This window comes from Amylibacter marinus (assembly GCF_030160015.1).
GTDB classification, from domain to species: domain Bacteria; phylum Pseudomonadota; class Alphaproteobacteria; order Rhodobacterales; family Rhodobacteraceae; genus Amylibacter; species Amylibacter marinus.
This window is the reverse complement of sequence record NZ_BSNN01000002.1, coordinates 793,020-808,695: the sequence shown is the minus strand read 5'-3', so window position 1 is coordinate 808,695 and position 15,676 is coordinate 793,020. Positions and strand designations below refer to the sequence as shown.

General features: G+C 49.4%; 20 protein-coding genes and 1 tRNA gene. 13 read left to right on the top strand and 8 right to left on the bottom strand.

The window, feature by feature from the left end; all coding sequences use genetic code 11:
• Positions 1-134: 134 nt before the first annotated feature.
• Both rpoH and QQL62_RS04795 read left to right on the top strand, forming a co-directional pair.
• The gene (gene rpoH, locus QQL62_RS04800; RefSeq protein ID WP_284376560.1) at positions 135-1,031 is read left to right on the top strand and encodes an RNA polymerase sigma factor RpoH; all 897 of its coding nucleotides are present in this window, start codon (positions 135-137) and stop codon (positions 1,029-1,031) included.
• A gap of 76 nt (positions 1,032-1,107) precedes the next feature.
• Positions 1,108-2,055, top strand: coding sequence for an aminoglycoside phosphotransferase family protein (locus QQL62_RS04795; RefSeq protein WP_284376559.1), 948 nt, complete (start codon positions 1,108-1,110; stop codon positions 2,053-2,055).
• A gap of 34 nt (positions 2,056-2,089) precedes the next feature.
• Here the strand turns inward: QQL62_RS04795 and QQL62_RS04790 are convergent, their stop codons facing one another.
• The 4 genes from QQL62_RS04790 to QQL62_RS04775 form a co-directional block, all read right to left on the bottom strand.
• On the bottom strand, positions 2,090-3,919 hold the full coding sequence (locus QQL62_RS04790) for a M3 family oligoendopeptidase (protein WP_431355744.1): 1,830 nt from the start codon (positions 3,917-3,919) through the stop codon (positions 2,090-2,092).
• Between the two features lie 69 nt (positions 3,920-3,988).
• Positions 3,989-4,264 (bottom strand): hypothetical protein, encoded by a 276-nt coding sequence (locus QQL62_RS04785; protein ID WP_284376558.1) that lies wholly within the window; start codon positions 4,262-4,264, stop codon positions 3,989-3,991.
• A gap of 62 nt (positions 4,265-4,326) precedes the next feature.
• On the bottom strand, positions 4,327-5,367 hold the full coding sequence (locus QQL62_RS04780; protein ID WP_284376557.1) for an endonuclease/exonuclease/phosphatase family protein: 1,041 nt from the start codon (positions 5,365-5,367) through the stop codon (positions 4,327-4,329).
• Positions 5,367-6,053 (bottom strand): molecular chaperone DjiA, encoded by a 687-nt coding sequence (locus QQL62_RS04775; protein ID WP_284376556.1) that lies wholly within the window; start codon positions 6,051-6,053, stop codon positions 5,367-5,369. Before QQL62_RS04775 ends, QQL62_RS04780 begins: the two co-directional genes overlap by 1 nt.
• 215 nt (positions 6,054-6,268) lie before the next feature.
• Between QQL62_RS04775 and QQL62_RS04770 the strand changes: the two genes are divergently transcribed.
• Together QQL62_RS04770 and QQL62_RS04765 are read left to right on the top strand one after the other, a co-directional pair.
• Positions 6,269-7,312: an aldo/keto reductase gene (locus QQL62_RS04770; protein WP_284376555.1), complete on the top strand. Its 1,044-nt coding sequence runs from the start codon at positions 6,269-6,271 to the stop codon at positions 7,310-7,312.
• A 2-nt stretch (positions 7,313-7,314) separates the two neighbouring features.
• Positions 7,315-8,211 carry a DMT family transporter gene (locus QQL62_RS04765; RefSeq protein WP_284376553.1) on the top strand — a complete coding sequence of 299 codons (897 nt, stop codon included), beginning with the start codon at positions 7,315-7,317 and terminating at the stop codon, positions 8,209-8,211.
• On the opposite strand, the gene QQL62_RS04760 is transcribed toward QQL62_RS04765, so the two are convergent.
• Positions 8,208-8,603, bottom strand: coding sequence for a DUF983 domain-containing protein (locus QQL62_RS04760; RefSeq protein ID WP_284376550.1), 396 nt, complete (start codon positions 8,601-8,603; stop codon positions 8,208-8,210). The two genes, QQL62_RS04765 and QQL62_RS04760, sit on opposite strands and share 4 nt — an antisense overlap.
• A 155-nt stretch (positions 8,604-8,758) precedes the next feature.
• Here QQL62_RS04760 and QQL62_RS04755 point away from each other — a divergent pair, with 155 nt between their 5' ends.
• The 4 genes from QQL62_RS04755 (at position 8,759) to QQL62_RS04740 (ending at position 10,747) form a co-directional block, all read left to right on the top strand.
• Positions 8,759-9,259 (top strand): EF-hand domain-containing protein, encoded by a 501-nt coding sequence (locus tag QQL62_RS04755; protein WP_284376549.1) that lies wholly within the window; start codon positions 8,759-8,761, stop codon positions 9,257-9,259.
• Between the two features lie 77 nt (positions 9,260-9,336).
• The gene (locus QQL62_RS04750; protein ID WP_284376547.1) at positions 9,337-9,918 is read left to right on the top strand and encodes an RNA polymerase sigma factor; all 582 of its coding nucleotides are present in this window, start codon (positions 9,337-9,339) and stop codon (positions 9,916-9,918) included.
• Positions 9,915-10,283, top strand: coding sequence for a hypothetical protein (locus tag QQL62_RS04745; RefSeq protein WP_284376546.1), 369 nt, complete (start codon positions 9,915-9,917; stop codon positions 10,281-10,283). The genes QQL62_RS04750 and QQL62_RS04745 overlap by 4 nt, the downstream gene beginning before the upstream one ends.
• The gene (locus QQL62_RS04740) at positions 10,280-10,747 is read left to right on the top strand and encodes a periplasmic heavy metal sensor (protein WP_284376545.1); all 468 of its coding nucleotides are present in this window, start codon (positions 10,280-10,282) and stop codon (positions 10,745-10,747) included. Before QQL62_RS04745 ends, QQL62_RS04740 begins: the two co-directional genes overlap by 4 nt.
• Before the next feature lie 2 nt (positions 10,748-10,749).
• On the opposite strand, the gene QQL62_RS04735 is transcribed toward QQL62_RS04740, so the two are convergent.
• Positions 10,750-12,048: a diguanylate cyclase gene (locus QQL62_RS04735; RefSeq protein WP_284376544.1), complete on the bottom strand. Its 1,299-nt coding sequence runs from the start codon at positions 12,046-12,048 to the stop codon at positions 10,750-10,752.
• Positions 12,049-12,194: 146 nt separating this feature from the next.
• Here QQL62_RS04735 and QQL62_RS04730 point away from each other — a divergent pair, with 146 nt between their 5' ends.
• The 4 genes from QQL62_RS04730 (at position 12,195) to QQL62_RS04715 (ending at position 14,840) form a co-directional block, all read left to right on the top strand.
• Complete coding sequence (locus tag QQL62_RS04730; protein WP_284376543.1) at positions 12,195-12,476, top strand: DUF3572 domain-containing protein; 282 nt, start codon at positions 12,195-12,197, stop codon at positions 12,474-12,476.
• Between the two features lies 1 nt (position 12,477).
• Complete coding sequence (locus tag QQL62_RS04725; protein ID WP_284376542.1) at positions 12,478-13,170, top strand: HAD family hydrolase; 693 nt, start codon at positions 12,478-12,480, stop codon at positions 13,168-13,170.
• Between the two features lie 96 nt (positions 13,171-13,266).
• On the top strand, positions 13,267-13,839 hold the full coding sequence (locus tag QQL62_RS04720) for a heme NO-binding domain-containing protein (RefSeq protein WP_284376541.1): 573 nt from the start codon (positions 13,267-13,269) through the stop codon (positions 13,837-13,839).
• Positions 13,840-13,847: 8 nt separating this feature from the next.
• Entirely contained in the window at positions 13,848-14,840 is a 993-nt protein-coding gene (locus QQL62_RS04715; protein ID WP_284376539.1) for a GGDEF domain-containing protein, read from the top strand.
• An 11-nt stretch (positions 14,841-14,851) separates the two neighbouring features.
• Here QQL62_RS04715 and QQL62_RS04710 read toward each other — a convergent pair.
• Positions 14,852-14,928, bottom strand: a tRNA-His gene (locus QQL62_RS04710).
• 107 nt (positions 14,929-15,035) lie between these two features.
• On the opposite strand from QQL62_RS04710, the gene QQL62_RS04705 reads away from it, so the two are divergent.
• Complete coding sequence (locus QQL62_RS04705) at positions 15,036-15,218, top strand: DUF6324 family protein (RefSeq protein WP_284376538.1); 183 nt, start codon at positions 15,036-15,038, stop codon at positions 15,216-15,218.
• 3 nt (positions 15,219-15,221) lie between these two features.
• Here the strand turns inward: QQL62_RS04705 and QQL62_RS04700 are convergent, their stop codons facing one another.
• Positions 15,222-15,662: an MmcB family DNA repair protein gene (locus tag QQL62_RS04700; protein ID WP_284376536.1), complete on the bottom strand. Its 441-nt coding sequence runs from the start codon at positions 15,660-15,662 to the stop codon at positions 15,222-15,224.
• Between the last annotated feature and the right edge of the window lie 14 nt (positions 15,663-15,676).

The window sequence follows — 15,676 nt, the reverse complement described above, 5'->3', positions numbered from 1 at the left end:
CTTTATTAACTTCTTGATTTTAAATAAAATATCTGAATAGTTAGGGCGATAACCGCAGGTTTTTCAACTGTACCCTTGGAACAATGCTTTGAAATACCCAAGTATTTATAGATATTAATTTTTCGGAGTGAAAAGTGAGTTACGCAGATTTACCTACGCCATCGCCTGAACAGGGGTTGAACCGCTATATGCAGGAGATTCGTAAATTTCCAATGTTGGAAAAAGACGAAGAGTATATGCTGGCAAAAGCGTGGGTCGAGAACGAGGACTCTGACTCCGCCCATAGGATGGTAACATCACATTTGCGACTGGCCGCAAAAATCGCCATGGGGTACCGCGGCTATGGTCTGCCAACTGCCGAGGTCGTTTCCGAGGCAAATGTAGGCTTGATGCAGGCGGTTAAAAGATTTGATCCGGAAAAGGGCTTTCGTCTATCCACTTATGCCATGTGGTGGATTCGCGCCAGCATCCAAGAATTCATTCTGCGCAGCTGGTCTTTGGTGAAAATCGGCACGACCAGCGCACAGAAGAAGCTGTTCTTCAACCTTCGCAAGGCCAAGAACAAAATTGGTGCGATCGAGGCAGGTGATTTGCGCCCTGAAAACGTGGCTAGAATTGCCAATGATCTGAATGTGACCGAGGCAGAGGTGGTATCTATGAACCGGCGCATGTCTGGCGGTGACGCCAGCCTGAATGCGCAGATTGGCGACCCGACCGAAGGGCAGGCGGAATGGCAAGACTGGCTAGAGGATGAGAACGCAGACCAAGCCTCTGATTTTGCAGAGAAGGATGAATTGGTTGCACGGCGTGAATTAATGGCGCAGGCCATGGAAATCCTAAACGAGCGCGAACAGGATATCCTACATCAACGCAGATTGCTGGATAAACCCACCACATTAGAACAGCTGTCTGGTCAGTATGATGTCAGCCGCGAACGCATTCGCCAGATCGAGGTGCGGGCCTTTGAAAAACTGCAAAAACGCATGCAAGAGCTGGCTCAAGAACAGGGTATGTTAACTGCCGAAGGTTGATCCATATACTTCAAATAGACCTATGCGTCTGTGGTGATTATTGGTAGGGTTGGCTCAGTTCAAATTAAAAGTACACATGCGACAACGTTTCCAATATTTTCTAAAGTTAACTGCGGCGCTAAAGGCCTGTCGCAAATCCCCTCTGTTCGTAGAACTCTCTCTCTCAAAGGACATCAAGTTGGTCTCGGCCAATCTTGCAGCCGCGCGCCCTCATTTTTTGTTTCGGTGCCGCCAATTGACAACGGGCAAAGAGGTGATTGTTAAAATCATTCTTGATAAATCTGATCAAAGTTTGGCCAAAGAGCACGAAGCCTATCAAATCCTATCTCGGGAAAATCCGATACAAGCAGGTTTTCGCTATCCCGAGGTTTTGGGATTTGACCCAGATGTTCCCTGTATTTTTATGACGCGAGTCAAAGGCAATGATCTGCGGAAAAATCTGCGTCAAAACGCACAACTATCTCGGCCAGAGTTTAACGAGGCGATTTTCAATTGGGTCAAAACACTGCATCACACCAAAGGCCCAAAACAACAATTCTGGGCAGCCACCCAGATTTTACACGAGCAGGACTTCGAAGAAAAAATAGCAGCATTGACCTCTGCCCGCGCCAAGGAAACCCTGCTGGATTGTTTCGAACAGCTGTCACAAATGGCGGCGACGATGCCAGAGGCACACCTCGATATGGTTTTTTGCCACGGTGATTTACACGATGCAAATATTCTATTCGAACAGGGCGAGATGTATTGCATCGATTTCTCAGAATGGCGTTATGATATTCCAGAATTTGATCTAGCAAAAATGGCCCTTGCCAGTTGCTATAGTGCGAGCGCGCCGTTGCGTCCAAAGCTTGCGGAATATGCCCATCATTATGCTGGGGTGGATATTGACCGCCTGTGCTTTATCACGCGGTTGGTAGGGCTGCGGTACGCACGAAATCAGATTGATTTTTATGAAACCAAGAAGAGCAAACCAGAAAAATCAGAAACGGTTCTGAATCGTCTGACTTCCTTGTTCCAGGACTAATAGGCCAAGCGCGTGATCGCTTGGCCATAGTTACCTAGTCTTCCATCGCTTCCAGCTCATCAATCATCGAGCTGATCAGGTTAAGCCCCTTGTCCCAGAATTTCGGATCACTGGCATCCAACCCGAAGGGCGCTAACAATTCGGAGTGGTGCTTGGAGCCGCCCGCAGAGAGCATGTCAAAGTACTTGCCTTGGAAATCCGCGTCGCCCTCTTCGTAGACTGCATATAACGCGTTCACCAACCCATCACCAAAGGCATAGGCATAGACATAAAATGGCGAATGGATGAAATGCGGGATATAAGTCCAGAATGTCTCATAGCCTTCAACAAAGTTGAAAACCGGCCCTAGACTCTCTGCTTGGACAGACATCCAGATTTCATTGATTTGATCCGGTGTCAGCTCACCATTGGCACGCGCCGCATGCAATTTGCATTCAAAATCGTAAAAGGCGATTTGGCGCACCACGGTGTTGATCATATCCTCGACCTTGCCCGCCAACAGGCGCTTGCGCGCTGCCTGATCTGGGGCGTTATCCAGCAATTTTTGAAAAGTCAGCATTTCGCCAAACACAGATGCTGTCTCGGCTAGCGTCAGTGGCGTAGAGGCCAGTAATTCTCCCTGTTTTGCCGCCAGAACCTGATGCACGCCGTGCCCTAATTCATGGGCCAAGGTCATCACATCACGTTGTTTTCCCATGTAGTTTAGCATCACATAGGGGTGCACATCCGTAACTGTGGGGTGGGAAAATGCGCCTGGGGCTTTACCTGGTTTAACCGCCGCATCAATCCAACCATCGCTGAAAAATGGTGCTGCAATTTCCGCCATTTGCGGCGAGAAATCGCCATAGGCTTCCATCACCATTTTTTGTGCTTCATCCCACTGAATTTTTTCTCGGGGGCCATCGGGCAAGGGCGCATTGCGATCCCAAACTTCCATGGTTTCAAGTCCCATCCACTTGGCCTTTAACGCATAATAGCGGTGCGATAATTTTGGATAAGCGGCCACAACCGCATTGCGCAAGGCTTCAACGACCTCGGGCTCGACCTGATTGGACAGATGGCGGGAATGCTGTGGGCTGGGCATATTCCTCCACTTGTCTTCAATCTCTTTTTCCTTTGCTAACGTATTGGTGATCCGCGCAAATAGGGGCAGGTTCTGTGCAAAAACCGCGCTCAACGCGCGAGCGCCTTTTTCGCGGGTGGCACGATCGGCGTCAGACAGCAGATTTAATGTGGCTTCTAAATTTAATTCCTCGCCATCTATATCAAATGTCAGGCTGGCCATGGTTTCATCAAACAGCCGGTTCCACGCGGCCGCCCCCACAACTGATTGGTCATGAAGGAATTTTTCCAGCTCATCTGACAGCTGATAGGGCTTCATTTTGCGCAGGTTTTCTATGATCGGGGCAAATCGCGCAAGACCAGCATGTCCCTGCAACATTTCTTGCATTTTTGCATCTTCGATGCGGTTTATTTCCAGGGATACGAAAACCATCGGCGTTGTGAACTCGGTGATTTTACCCTGCATATCAGACATAAATTTGGCGCGCTGTGCATCGGTGGTGTTTTGATAATAGCGCAGTCCAGCATAAGACATCACGCGCCCCGATAATCCCTCGATCTCTTCGTAGCGCAAAATACATGTCAGCAATTCGTCGGCATCCAGCGCATCCATCTTGCCCTGATAATCAGCGGCAAAATCTTTGCAGGCGGTTTCGATTTTCTCTAGATCGGCTGTGATCTCTGGCCCATCTTGCGAAGGGTATAGATCATCCAAATTCCAGCTGGGCATATCGCCAAATTCCATGCCCGCAGGCTCGGCGTTGTCGCGCAGTAACTCAAAGGTTGCAAAGGGTTTTATCATGGCTCTATCCTTAAAATTCAAGCTATAACGATAGGTGACGATAGGGGGCTTGGAAAGGCCAAATTATAGCTAAATTTCCAAGGCCTTCTGTTTTGGGCTAGGTTCTTTACCAAGGGGGGCAGACTTACGCCGAATGATGATATCACCGTTTGGTAATACCTCGGGTGCCTCGTACAGGCTCCAATCGCTGATTAATTCCTGAAACTGTTCTAGTTTCGGGGCTAAATCGTCCATGAATTCCTCCAGCATCGGCTGGGTTTGTTCGCTGAATTCTTCCATGAAATCGAAAAGCAAATCCAAGCGATCATCGGCCTGCGCCATTGATACGGTCGCGATAAAAACCATGGGCGCGATTTTTAGATATCCTAGGGTCATGGGGCTAATATGGGCGCAAACCAGCATTATTTCTAGTCTGCAGTTAATTTTATGTCCAAACTTACGGGGAAATGATCCGACGCCAGCAACAATGCCTCGCGTGTTTCAGCGCAATCAAAACACTCTGGGTCATCAAAGGGGTGCCATATTTTCCAACCATCTGTCACCTTGGGCACCAAGTCTGGGCTGATCATGATGTAATCCAACAGGGCATTTAGATAGGTTTTTGTACGGTGATCATAAAAGCGAGAGGTGCTCTTACGGATCACATAGGGCGGGCGCATCGCCTGTAGGGCGTGGGGATCCAACAGGCGATGTTGTGCGGGGCCATCTGCGCCTAACACGATCTCTATTCCGGACTGGCCGAACAGTTTTTCATATTCGTCTAATCCCGGCCCGTCGTTGAAATCCCCAAGAACAATCAGGGGCTCTTGCTTGCTCAGATGTTCCACCACACGCTGTCTGATCCAATGACACTGTGCCAGTTGCTTGCTGCGGTTTTTAATCGATATTTTTGCCGCCTCTTGTGGGTTTTTTGCACCGTGGGGGGCCTTGGATTTGGCGTGTACACCAATCAAGCGGATTTCTGCACCGCTGGGTTTGGGTTTCAAAACCACCTCTAGGGGGGGCTTGGAAAAGGTGATCTCTTTGGTGGTACCATCAGCGGATTGGTGCATCTTCGTACGATCAAAACGTGGTGAAAACACCCCGTTTTCTGGGGTCTCTTCTCCTATTGGGTCATGACGAAGCGACATTTTTTGCGGATCATACAGCAGCGAAATCTCTTGCTGTGTATGATTGGCAAAGCCGCTGATTGCCTTGTTCTGGCGCAGTGAGAAATGGCGCGCAAAATTTTCAAGTGCACGGGTGCTAGAGCGCGAATTACTGCTGTCGGGGGCCTCGATGATCATGATCGCATCTGCATCCACCATCCGCAGAACATCGGCAATGGCGTGGCTTTGGTCGCGTTTTACAACATCATAGCGCCCAGACCAGCTGTCATCGTTGATCAAGTGATCCTCGGCGTCAAACAGACTGCTGAACCATTCAATATTATAGGTTGCAATACGCATCACGCGGGCGTGTGGCTTTCGTAGACCTGCTCCCATGCTTCATTGATCGCTATCATTTTTTTTGTGGCCATGGTGATAGCCTCTTCTGGGAGACCTTGGGAAATTAGAATATCGGGGTGCGTTTCTCGAATTTTCTGGCGCCAAACTTTTCGAACCTCGTCCAATGGGGTGTCGGGTGTGACCCCCAACACATCATAAGCATCAGCAGGGGCATCGGGCACAAAGCGTGTGCGCATAGAGCGAAACGCCGCCTCTGATAAATCAAACATTTGTGCCACACGGTGTACAAAGTCATCTTCGTTTGGGTGATAGCGGCCATCGGCCATGGCAATGTGAAACAGCCCTTCGACCAAGTTCTCCAAAACCTTTTGATCATTGCTAAACAGCGACCATACAGTTTTTGCATAGGTCTCATAGCCTGCCACATCCTGGCGCGCCAGATTGAACACCTGTGCGGCCTTGGCCTCGTCGCGCTTGGCAATGTGGAAGACCTGCCGAAAAGCTGTGACCTCGTCTTTGGTAACCAAACCATCTGCCTTGGCCATTTTTGCACCTAGGGCAATCACGGCGATGGTAAAGGCCACAGAACGTTCAGGAGGGGTGCGCAGGCGATCAATCACCGATGTTAGGCTCTCGCCACTGGTGAGTGCGGCAAGTGCTTCTGATATTCTGGACCAAACTGACATGGTGTATTGACCTTTGCAGGATTATAATTTGGTCTGCATTATCACCAGTTTGGGCCATTGATCAAATTCTAATCTGATCTCGGCGGAAATGTCACTCAGGTACAGTTATGCATCGAGAAAGTTATCCGACATCCAGACCTCGAAATCTACTGGTCAGCGGTGAAGGGTGGTTATATAGTTTGTGAAAATACAGCCCATTCTCCATAGGAATTTACATGCAATATAATCAGCTTGGCCAAACCGATATGGTGGTATCCGAACTTTGCCTTGGCACGATGACGTGGGGGACACAGAACACCGCCCAAGAGGCGCACCAGCAAATTGAGACAGCGCTGGATCATGGTGTGAACTTTATTGATACCGCAGAAATGTATCCTGTAAACCCGATCAGCCAACCAACACAGGGCGATTCCGAACGGATATTGGGCCAATGGCTGGGTACATCGGGTAAGCGCGATCAGGTCTATGTGGCCACCAAGGTTTCTGGCGCCGGATTTAAGGGGGTGCGCGATGGCGCCCCGATTTCAGCGCAAACCGTGACCGCGGCAATAGAGGCCTCTCTTACTTCATTACAAACCGACTACATCGACCTGTACCAGCTGCATTGGCCCAATCGCGGCTCTTATATGTTTCGCCAGAACTGGGAATTTGATCCCAGCGCACAAAACAAGGCCCAAACCTTGGATCATATGGCCGAGGTTCTAGAAACACTGGACAAGCTGAAACAGGCGGGAAAATTGCGTGCGGTTGGCCTATCCAACGAGAGCGCATGGGGCACCGCACAGTGGTTGCGTATCAGCGAGGAACAGGGCCTGCCGCGTATGGAATCTCTGCAAAACGAATACAGTTTGATGTGCCGTTTGTTTGATACCGATTTGGCCGAACTTGCCCATAATGAACAGGTGGGGTTGGTGTGTTACTCGCCCTTGGCTACGGGACTGCTGTCTGGGCAATATTCCAATAACGCTCTACCGGAAGGATCGCGTGCGACTATCGCCCAAGGGCTTGGGGGGCGTTTAACCGCGCGGGCGCGGGCCACCGCTGATGCCTATGTTGACGTTGCCAGAAAACATGGGCTTGACCCTTGTCAGATGGCCTTGGCGTGGTGCCGGACGCGCCCGTTTATGGCATCTGCCATTTTCGGTGCGCGCGCCGAAGGGCAACTGGAAAATATTTTGGCATCTACCCGGATTGAGCTTACTGAGGAATGCCTGTCTGATTTGGCCAAGGTGCATCGCCAAAACCCAATGCCCTTCTAGAGATGTGGATATTTCTGGCTGTTCTTGCGGCCTTGGTACAAAATTTTCGATTTATGATGCAAAAGCATCTGGCCGCGACGGGGCTTAGTGCCGCGGGGGCCACCTTTGCGCGTTATCTATGGTCAGCACCGCTGGTCGCGATCCTGCTTTGGGCACTGTTTTCCCACAGTGGTACAGCCTATCCCCCAATTGGAGTTTGGTTTTTGGGCTTTGTCACCGCTGGCGGCATCTGTCAGATTTTGGCAACGGTTTGCTTGGTGGTTTTGTTCAAGCAGCGGAATTTTGCGGTGGGCATATCATTCAAAAAAACCGAAACACTACAGGCGGCAGTTTTTGGTGCCGTGTTGTTGGGCGATGCGCTGCCTTTGATGGGCTGGGGCATTATTGTGCTGGGCTTTTGCGGGGTTCTATTGCTTAGCTCTGCGCCAAGTAACGCATTGGTTTCGTGGCGTGATCTTTTACAACGATCGACAGTACTGGGGCTGGCGGCTGGATTTTTCTTTGGCGCTAGCGGGGTCTTTTATCGTGGTGCGGCGCTGGAGCTTGCAGATTTGGGCGCCGTGCATCGCGGGATGTTTTCGCTGGCATTCGCCATTTGGATTCAACTGCTGTTGCTGGGGCTGTATTTGGTGATGATGCAGCGTGGCGAGGTCATTCGCGTTATCAGACATTGGAAAATTACAGCATTGGTGGGACTAACCAGCATGGTCGGATCCGGCTGTCTGTTCGTGGCTTTTAGCCTGCAAAATGTAGCCTATGTTAATGCCGTGGGTCAGATAGAAATGGTTTTTGCGGCGCTTAGCTCACGTTTTGTATTCAAAGAGCATACGACTCAACGCGAGGCACTTGGCATGACATTGATTGTGCTTTCGGTGGTTTTGCTTATTATGTTTGGTTAGCGGTTCTGACCGAACCCATGCATGTATTTGGCCCATTGTAGGGCTACAAAGCACCCTTTGACACGGGGCAGCATGTAGCTGGCAAAGGCAATAAAGGCCAAGGACACGCCCAGCGTCAAAACCCAGACGTCGGGGCGATACTTTTCAAACAGATGCAACATCAAGGCCCCGAAAAGATGCGCCGATATCAAAACGGTTACATAGGCGGGGCCGTCATCTGATCTGTGATGGTGCAATTCTTCGCCACAATCTGGACAAGCGTCATTGACGCTCAGATAGCTGTTCATCATCTCACCGGTGCCACAATTTGGGCATTTGCGCTTCCAGCCAGTGATCATCGCTTTTTTGGCGTCTCGCTCTGGGCGAAACTGTGCATGGGCTATATCTGTCATAGTGCTTTATAGGGCGCGTGCTGATTTATGGAAATGCGACAAAGGGTCTGTTTGGCAAGGTTATTTCATAAAAATTGAAACCATGCGACGGAATTCCACGCCACCTACGTTTTACTATTAGAAACGCAATCAAGCGTAAGCGAACGGAGCAGAAAATGAACAAACTTACAAAAACGACTGTATTGGCCACAACAATAATCGCCGCAATGGGCGCATTCGCCGCTGCGCATGCTGATGAAGATCGCAAGGGGCACGGCAAGAAGCGCGGCTTTAATTTTGAAACGCTTGATAGCAATTCAGATGGTTTTGTCACACCAGAAGAAATGGAAGCCAATCAATTGGCCCGTTTTAACGCCCAAGACACCGATGGTGATGGTTTTCTAACCAAAGAAGAAATCACCGCCGCATTTGAAGCGCGCGCTGAAGAGCGCAAGCGCGAAATGAAAGAGGGTCGTTTGGACAAAATGATCGAGAAAATGGACGCAAACGAAGATGGCAAACTATCTTCTGACGAGATGAAACACCCAAACTCTAATAAGATGTTTGAAAAGCTAGACACAAATGGCGACGGCAAAATCTCGAAAGAAGAAGCAGAAGCGGCCAAGGGAAAGAAAAAAGGCAAAGCCAAAGGAAAAGGCAAAAAAATCGAGGAGTAAATATGGCTCTCAACCTAGCTCGGCTTTATCAGCCTAGCTAGGTTGTGGTTTCATCCCTCTGGCCCTAGTTTCGAAAGATGGTAATGGCATTGGATTCTTTGCAAGACGTTGGCGATGATGCGCTTATGGTTCTCTATGCGAATGGGGATCAAACTGCTGCGCAGAGCTTGGCGTTGCGTCATTCTGCGCGGATGATGGGGCTGGCGTATCGGATGCTAAACGACCAAACAGAGGCCGAAGATATCGCCCAAGAAGCGTTGATGCGGTTGTGGAAAATCGCACCCGATTGGCGCCAAGGCGAAGCCAAGGTTTCAACGTGGTTATACCGTGTGGTCAGCAATATGTGCACCGATCGTTTGCGGCGCAAGCGCGGGGCGGCATTGGATGATATCCCCGAGCCAGAGGATGATGCACCGTCAGCAGAGGAAACACTTCAGCAACAGGCGCGATTTTCGAAATTGCACACTGCACTGAATGCGTTACCCGAGCGTCAAAAATTAGCCGTATCACTGCGCCACATCGACGAATTGTCAAACCCCGAGATTGCGGATGTTATGGAAATATCGGTTGAGGCCGTAGAAAGCCTAACCTCTCGCGGGCGGCGGGCCCTTGCAAAAATATTGGCGGCAGAGAAAGATCAGTTAGGATACACAACATGAAAAATGACGAATTAGATATGAATCATTTAGATGCACTGTTCGCACAAGAGCGCGATGCCTTGCCCGTTGTTTCGGATGCGTTTTTGGCGCGTGTCCTGACGGATGCACAAAATGCCCATGAAAAGCCCGCGCGCCCACAGCCCAGATTGCAGTGGTATCAGAAATTGCTTGCCGCGGGCGAATGGCCATCCATGGCCGCGCTTACCGCCTGTGCTGTCTTTGGGTTGTATATCGGCTATTCGTCTTCTGCGGGTATGGTTCTTGGTATCGAATCCGAGATCGCCCAAGATGAGGGTTACGAAATGGACAATAGCTTTGGTGAAACGACGCTGTTTGATGTCGCTTTCTTGGAGAATGCATCATGAGTGAGAAAACACCAAAATCTGGCTGGAAGAAACCCTTGTTGATCGCATCGATCTGCTTGAATGTGCTGTTCGTGGCCGCAGTAGTCGGATTTGCCGTTAAGCCCGCACCCAAATCCAAACATCAGATTGGAAATTTGCATGGGCCACGGGAAATGATCTCAGCGCTGCCAGACGAGGCGCGTGCGAATTTGCGCATACAGTTCAAGGCCGCGCGTAAAAAGTTCGAACCGCAACGTGACCTGCACCTGGGATTGCGCCGTGAAATGCGTGCGGCCATTGCCGCCGTGCCATATGATAGGGCCACTCTGGAAGAGATTTTCGCGCGCCAAAACCAGTATCGGGCCGAGAAGGCCAAGCGGGGTGATAGCGTTTGGATAGCGGTGATCTCTGATATGACGGATGCTCAGAGGGCGGAATTTTTGCAAAATTTGGATCAAAAGCGCAAACGCAAGAGACCAGAGTAACCCTAAGCCGCGTGTAAATGAATGCAATTTCTGCCGCTGGATTTCGCGCGATATAACGCACGATCAGCACAGTCTAGCAGGTGATCTGCGGTTTCATGCTCTACCGTTCTACAGGCTATGCCGATGCTGACAGTGATGTTCAGAGATAGCTTTTTTGTGCTCAGGACAAAGGGTTGTTCTTCTATTAATCCACGCAGACGTTCAGCGATTTCAGTGGTGCGCATTTTATTGGTATCGGGGATAACCACCAGAAACTCTTCTCCGCCAATTCGGGCTAATAAATCCATCTTTCGCAGGTTCTTGCTTAGACGATTGGCCAGCTCTTTTAGCACTTGATCACCGGCATGATGGCCATACCGGTCATTCACAGATTTAAAATCATCGACATCCAGCATCAAGGCGGCCAAGGACGTCGGCTTGATCTTCGTTTCATCAAAGGCAGAGGCCAAATAGTTTTCAGCATGTCGGCGATTGAACAATCCGGTCAGGGGGTCGAAACTGGCATCTTTTACCAAGCTTCGCATGTGGTTCTGCAACTCGTTGCGATAGCGATAGGCATTGATCAGGGATTGAATGCGCGTGGCCAGTTGATCCACCCCCACCTCGCAGGGCAAACAATCCGCCGCCCCCAATTCGCGCGATCGTTTGGAGTGTTTTTTGCGCAAATCCTTCCACAGGCATAGAATAGGGATTTCCAACGCGCGGGGGTCGGACTTTAGGTCGGCCAGTAGTTTTAGATGCTGTTTGGTGTCATCCAGAATAATCAAATCAGTGTTTGTTGTTATATCGGCGATAGTGCATGCGGTCGCTAAACGATGCTGTACCGCAAAACTTTTTGGCAATGTTAGTCTTGCTGTCTCGCTGTTGCTAACGACTGTAATTCGCCCTCTGCCCTTAAATCCATTCCCCAACTCGATCCCAACATCATGAAATCCGCTGGTCTCTTTGGTTTGGACATGTGTTTTCAATGTATCGATATCGCGTTTCTGGCGATAGTGATGCCGAACGCTAGAGATCAGCTGTGACTTTTCCCTTGGGAAAACCTTGATATCATCAATTAGAGAGGTGATGGCGCAGCCCCAGTTCACCTCTTGACCGGTAGCGGCTGTTAAAATCAGTGGGATTGCAGCGAACTTGGGATTAAGTTTTATCTTTTTTGCCACGGCATAACCGTCAGATCGCCCAAAACGGGCCGATAGTATGATGATATCTGGCGGGGCTTTTAAAATATTGTGTAACAGATCATCAACATCCTCACAGCAAGTCACCTCGAAAAACTCGTCAATCAATGTGGCTCGCAATGCTATTCTGTTCGACGCTATTGAATCCGCTACTAATATCCTACCTGACACATTTCACCTCAAAATCGCAGTTTCATAAGAGACAGTTAACCTTGAATCTGTTAACGAAACATTTCTAATTGATTTTGAATTTTAGGAAACGAGCCATGATATCCAAAGAACAAGCAGATGTTGTTGCGCTTAAGGCCTTGGAATGGCTGGCAGGGCATGAGGATCTGTTGATGACCTTCCTTGGTGCGACTGGGGCAAATCTAGGGGATATCAAGGACAATGCACGAGATTCGATGTTTTTGGGGTCGGTTCTGGATTTCATTTTAATGGATGACGATTGGGTGCGCGAATTCTCTGATGCCCATGGCTACAAATACGATATGGTGTATCACGTTCGTCAGGCATTGCCGGGCGGGGAAATACCGAATTGGACATGATATGGCGACTATTAAGGCACTGTTGTTTGATAAAGACGGCACGTTAATCGATTTCGAAGCAAGCTGGGCCCCTGGGATGGGCGCGTTTTTAAAACACTTGGTACCGAATGATTCAGAAATACGCTCAGCGCTTGGGCTGGCATGTGGGTTTGATACGGCTAGGGGTTGTTTTCTGGCGGGGTCTAGTTTCGTGAATGGGACGATTGATGACACCTTGGCTTGCATGCAGGCGGCCTATCCAGCGCTAGATGTGGATCTGTTTTATTCTGCTGGGGCGGCTTGTTTCGAGGATCTGGAACCAGCGCCAATTTGTGATTTGAATCAGGTGCTGGGGGATTTGAAATCTAGGGGCTACATTCTGGGCGTGATAACAAATGCCAGCGAAAAATCCGCCGAACAACAGCTGGAAAAACTTGCGATCCGTGGGCTATTTTCCAGCGTGATTGGCTATGATAGCGGTCATGCCCCAAAACCGGCTCCAGACACCATTCTGGGATTTTGTCAGGCATTTAATCTTCACCCCAGCGAGGTCGCGATGATTGGCGACAGCACCCATGATCTGGATGCGGGATATCATGCCAAGGTTGGGAAAAATATAGCGGTGCTATCGGGGCCGGCGAGCCGCGCGGATTTGGGGCACAGGGCTGATCTTATACTTGATGATATTCGGGGCCTATCAGCGGTGCTTAGATAGAACATTTCGATTCAAATCCAATGAAAAATTTCAAATATTGCTTAAGTCAAACCATGTAGACAGGGTGCATCAGTATGGGAAATGATGATGCATGGAATGGTAAATCGCGGACTACAGTGTTTCGTTGTCAGTATATATGGAAGTGAGGTCTGGCATGAAGTCTGCGCAGATGCGGATTTGCCGTTTCAAAATTTCGAAACGGTGTTGCCCTACGATGAATTCTATTCCGAACTGATATTGGATTCAATTTCGCAGATTGTTCAACGCAAGCGCGATGAAATTCTAGAAGATTTTGGTACATTTCTTGTCTCCGAACATTGCTCGCCTTCGGTGCGGCGCCTGTTGAGATTGGGCGGGGTTAACTATGTTGGCTTCCTCCACTCTCTTGAGGATGTTTATGACCGCGCATCGATCGCCATACCCGATCTTGATATGCCCCTAATGCAGGTTGACCGCAAAGCGGCCGACGAATTTATCGTGAAATATGAATTCGAAAAACAAGGGTATGGTGCGGTGTTTTTAGGGCTGTTGCGGGCCATGGCTGATGATTATGGGGCGCTGGTTACGGTAACGCATCAACCACGTGTTCAGGGTGGAATAGACCGCGATATCTTCAGAATACATATATTTAACGATGCTGGGCTAAATTCCCAACCCAGCGCCGCTTAGGGGATCGGATGTTTCAATTCTCAACCAAAAGCTTAACCACATCATGGATGTTCATGGATCGGTTTATGCCTATGCACTGCATGCTGGATAATGGTTTTAAATTAATCCATTTAGGGCCAACATTGCATAAGATATTAAACGAAGACTCGGCCGTAGGCTCTAGCTTCTTTGATCATTTCGAGCTGCGCAATCCACAACTATTCATGCAATCCGCAAAGGGCGAAGCTGATGGGGAACAGTCCCTGCGGGTCAACCTGTGTAATGGAAATGCAAAGCGCCTGAACGCAATCGCCCATAAACTACCCATGGAACAGGGGTACTTGGTGAATTTTTCCCTTGGCGTGAACGCCATTCATATTATCGAAAATCTAAACTTGGTTGCCACTGATTTTGCCCCTACCGATCCCAGTATCGATATGATCTATTTAATCGAGGTACAGCAGGCCCTATTGCGGGAATCTCGAAAAGTAGCGATTGAGATGAACAAGGATCGCAAAGAGGCCTATGCCAAGGCTGATAGAGACCCGCTGACGGGATTGCACAATCGGCGTGCGCTACATGCCTTTGTTAATCGGATCATGCGGCGTCAGAAATTCATTCCCTTCGCCTTGGTGCTGATCGATCTAGATCGGTTTAAATCGATCAATGATACGCTGGGGCATGCCGCTGGGGATCGGGTGCTGAAAATTGTTAGCGAAAAATTGGGCCTGTTAACGCGCCCATCGGATTTGGTGGTACGGGCAGGGGGCGACGAGTTCGTTCTGCTGCTTGGCGATTTTTCTGATGTAAAAGCGGTAAAGCGGCTTTCGCATCGGATTATAGAAGAGCTGGAAAAGCCCATCAATTTTCAGGGTGAAAAATGCCGCATTAGCGCCAGCATCGGAATACGAATTATCGATAGCCCGTGTGATTTTGACGAGGCATACAATTCTACGGACCAAGCAATGTATGATTCAAAAAAATCTGGTGGCGGCCAAGTTACAATCCACAACGAAGATTAAGTTTGGGGGGATGGTACCAGCGCCCCGGCTCGAACGGGGGGCCTCTTGATCCACAATCAAGCGCTCTAACCTACTGAGCTACGCCGGCACATCTCGGGTCATGTAACCTATGCGCAAACAACTATCAATAGCGATCGGGCTTGAATTTGTGACTTTCTGTTGATAGCGAGCATGCACGACAAAAAGGATAGAAAAATGGGTATTAATTCCGCATCAGATATCGAAGCTAACCTGCAAATTGGCCCGACCAGCTCGGGAATGGTCCGTTTGTATATCGAAGGGAATGGTTTCGAGGTTCCAATGGATTTCGAACCTGAAGAGGCCGAAGAGATCGCAGAAGAGATTCGCGCCGCCGCTGCCGCTGCGCGAGCTAAGTAGCTGCTAGGTATCAATTTTAGGATCGGTTAGGGCATGTAACCTTTGGGCACTGTTGCGGGCAAATTGCAGCGTAAGACTTCTGCGACGTGGTGCTGAAAGCTTGGTTTCTGCCGCTGGTGCAACGATTTCTGCACCATAGGGGTCTGCGCAAATGATCCCCATATTTTTGGGCAGGATGTCTAGCGGGAAACCTAGTGGCGTGGCCCAGAAAAATCGGTCACACCATTCCAAATAGTCCATCCACTTAGAATCAGATTGAAAATCCGCCTTACTGGATTTGCATTCAACAATCCAAACCTCCCCTCTAGGGCCCAGTCCAATCACATCGACCCTGCGCCCAGTGCTCAGGGTGAATTCAGTCAAAGTACGATAATTCAATTGCGCAAGGTGGCGCGTTACACCCCTTGCCAATAATTTTCCCAGCTTTTTGCCATCTACTGCCATCTTTTCATTCTATG

Bases quoted from the DNA above. Each gene is read 5' to 3' on its own strand.
- QQL62_RS04700 (WP_284376536.1), bottom strand. From the start codon at position 15,662: ATGGCAGTAGATGGCAAAAAGCTGGGAAAATTATTGGCAAGGGGTGTA.
- QQL62_RS04790 (WP_431355744.1), bottom strand. From the start codon at position 3,919: ATGATAAAACCCTTTGCAACCTTTGAGTTACTGCGCGACAACGCCGAG.
- QQL62_RS04750 (WP_284376547.1), top strand. From the start codon at position 9,337: ATGGTAATGGCATTGGATTCTTTGCAAGACGTTGGCGATGATGCGCTT.
- QQL62_RS04770 (WP_284376555.1), top strand. From the start codon at position 6,269: ATGCAATATAATCAGCTTGGCCAAACCGATATGGTGGTATCCGAACTT.
- QQL62_RS04725 (WP_284376542.1), top strand. From the start codon at position 12,478: ATGGCGACTATTAAGGCACTGTTGTTTGATAAAGACGGCACGTTAATC.
- QQL62_RS04795 (WP_284376559.1), top strand. From the start codon at position 1,108: ATGCGACAACGTTTCCAATATTTTCTAAAGTTAACTGCGGCGCTAAAG.
- QQL62_RS04775 (WP_284376556.1), bottom strand. From the start codon at position 6,053: ATGTCAGTTTGGTCCAGAATATCAGAAGCACTTGCCGCACTCACCAGT.
- QQL62_RS04765 (WP_284376553.1), top strand. From the start codon at position 7,315: ATGTGGATATTTCTGGCTGTTCTTGCGGCCTTGGTACAAAATTTTCGA.
- QQL62_RS04760 (WP_284376550.1), bottom strand. From the start codon at position 8,603: ATGACAGATATAGCCCATGCACAGTTTCGCCCAGAGCGAGACGCCAAA.
- QQL62_RS04780 (WP_284376557.1), bottom strand. From the start codon at position 5,367: ATGCGTATTGCAACCTATAATATTGAATGGTTCAGCAGTCTGTTTGAC.
- QQL62_RS04705 (WP_284376538.1), top strand. From the start codon at position 15,036: ATGGGTATTAATTCCGCATCAGATATCGAAGCTAACCTGCAAATTGGC.
- QQL62_RS04745 (WP_284376546.1), top strand. From the start codon at position 9,915: ATGAAAAATGACGAATTAGATATGAATCATTTAGATGCACTGTTCGCA.
- QQL62_RS04720 (WP_284376541.1), top strand. From the start codon at position 13,267: ATGGTAAATCGCGGACTACAGTGTTTCGTTGTCAGTATATATGGAAGT.
- QQL62_RS04755 (WP_284376549.1), top strand. From the start codon at position 8,759: ATGAACAAACTTACAAAAACGACTGTATTGGCCACAACAATAATCGCC.
- QQL62_RS04715 (WP_284376539.1), top strand. From the start codon at position 13,848: ATGTTTCAATTCTCAACCAAAAGCTTAACCACATCATGGATGTTCATG.
- QQL62_RS04785 (WP_284376558.1), bottom strand. From the start codon at position 4,264: ATGGTTTTTATCGCGACCGTATCAATGGCGCAGGCCGATGATCGCTTG.
- QQL62_RS04730 (WP_284376543.1), top strand. From the start codon at position 12,195: ATGATATCCAAAGAACAAGCAGATGTTGTTGCGCTTAAGGCCTTGGAA.
- QQL62_RS04740 (WP_284376545.1), top strand. From the start codon at position 10,280: ATGAGTGAGAAAACACCAAAATCTGGCTGGAAGAAACCCTTGTTGATC.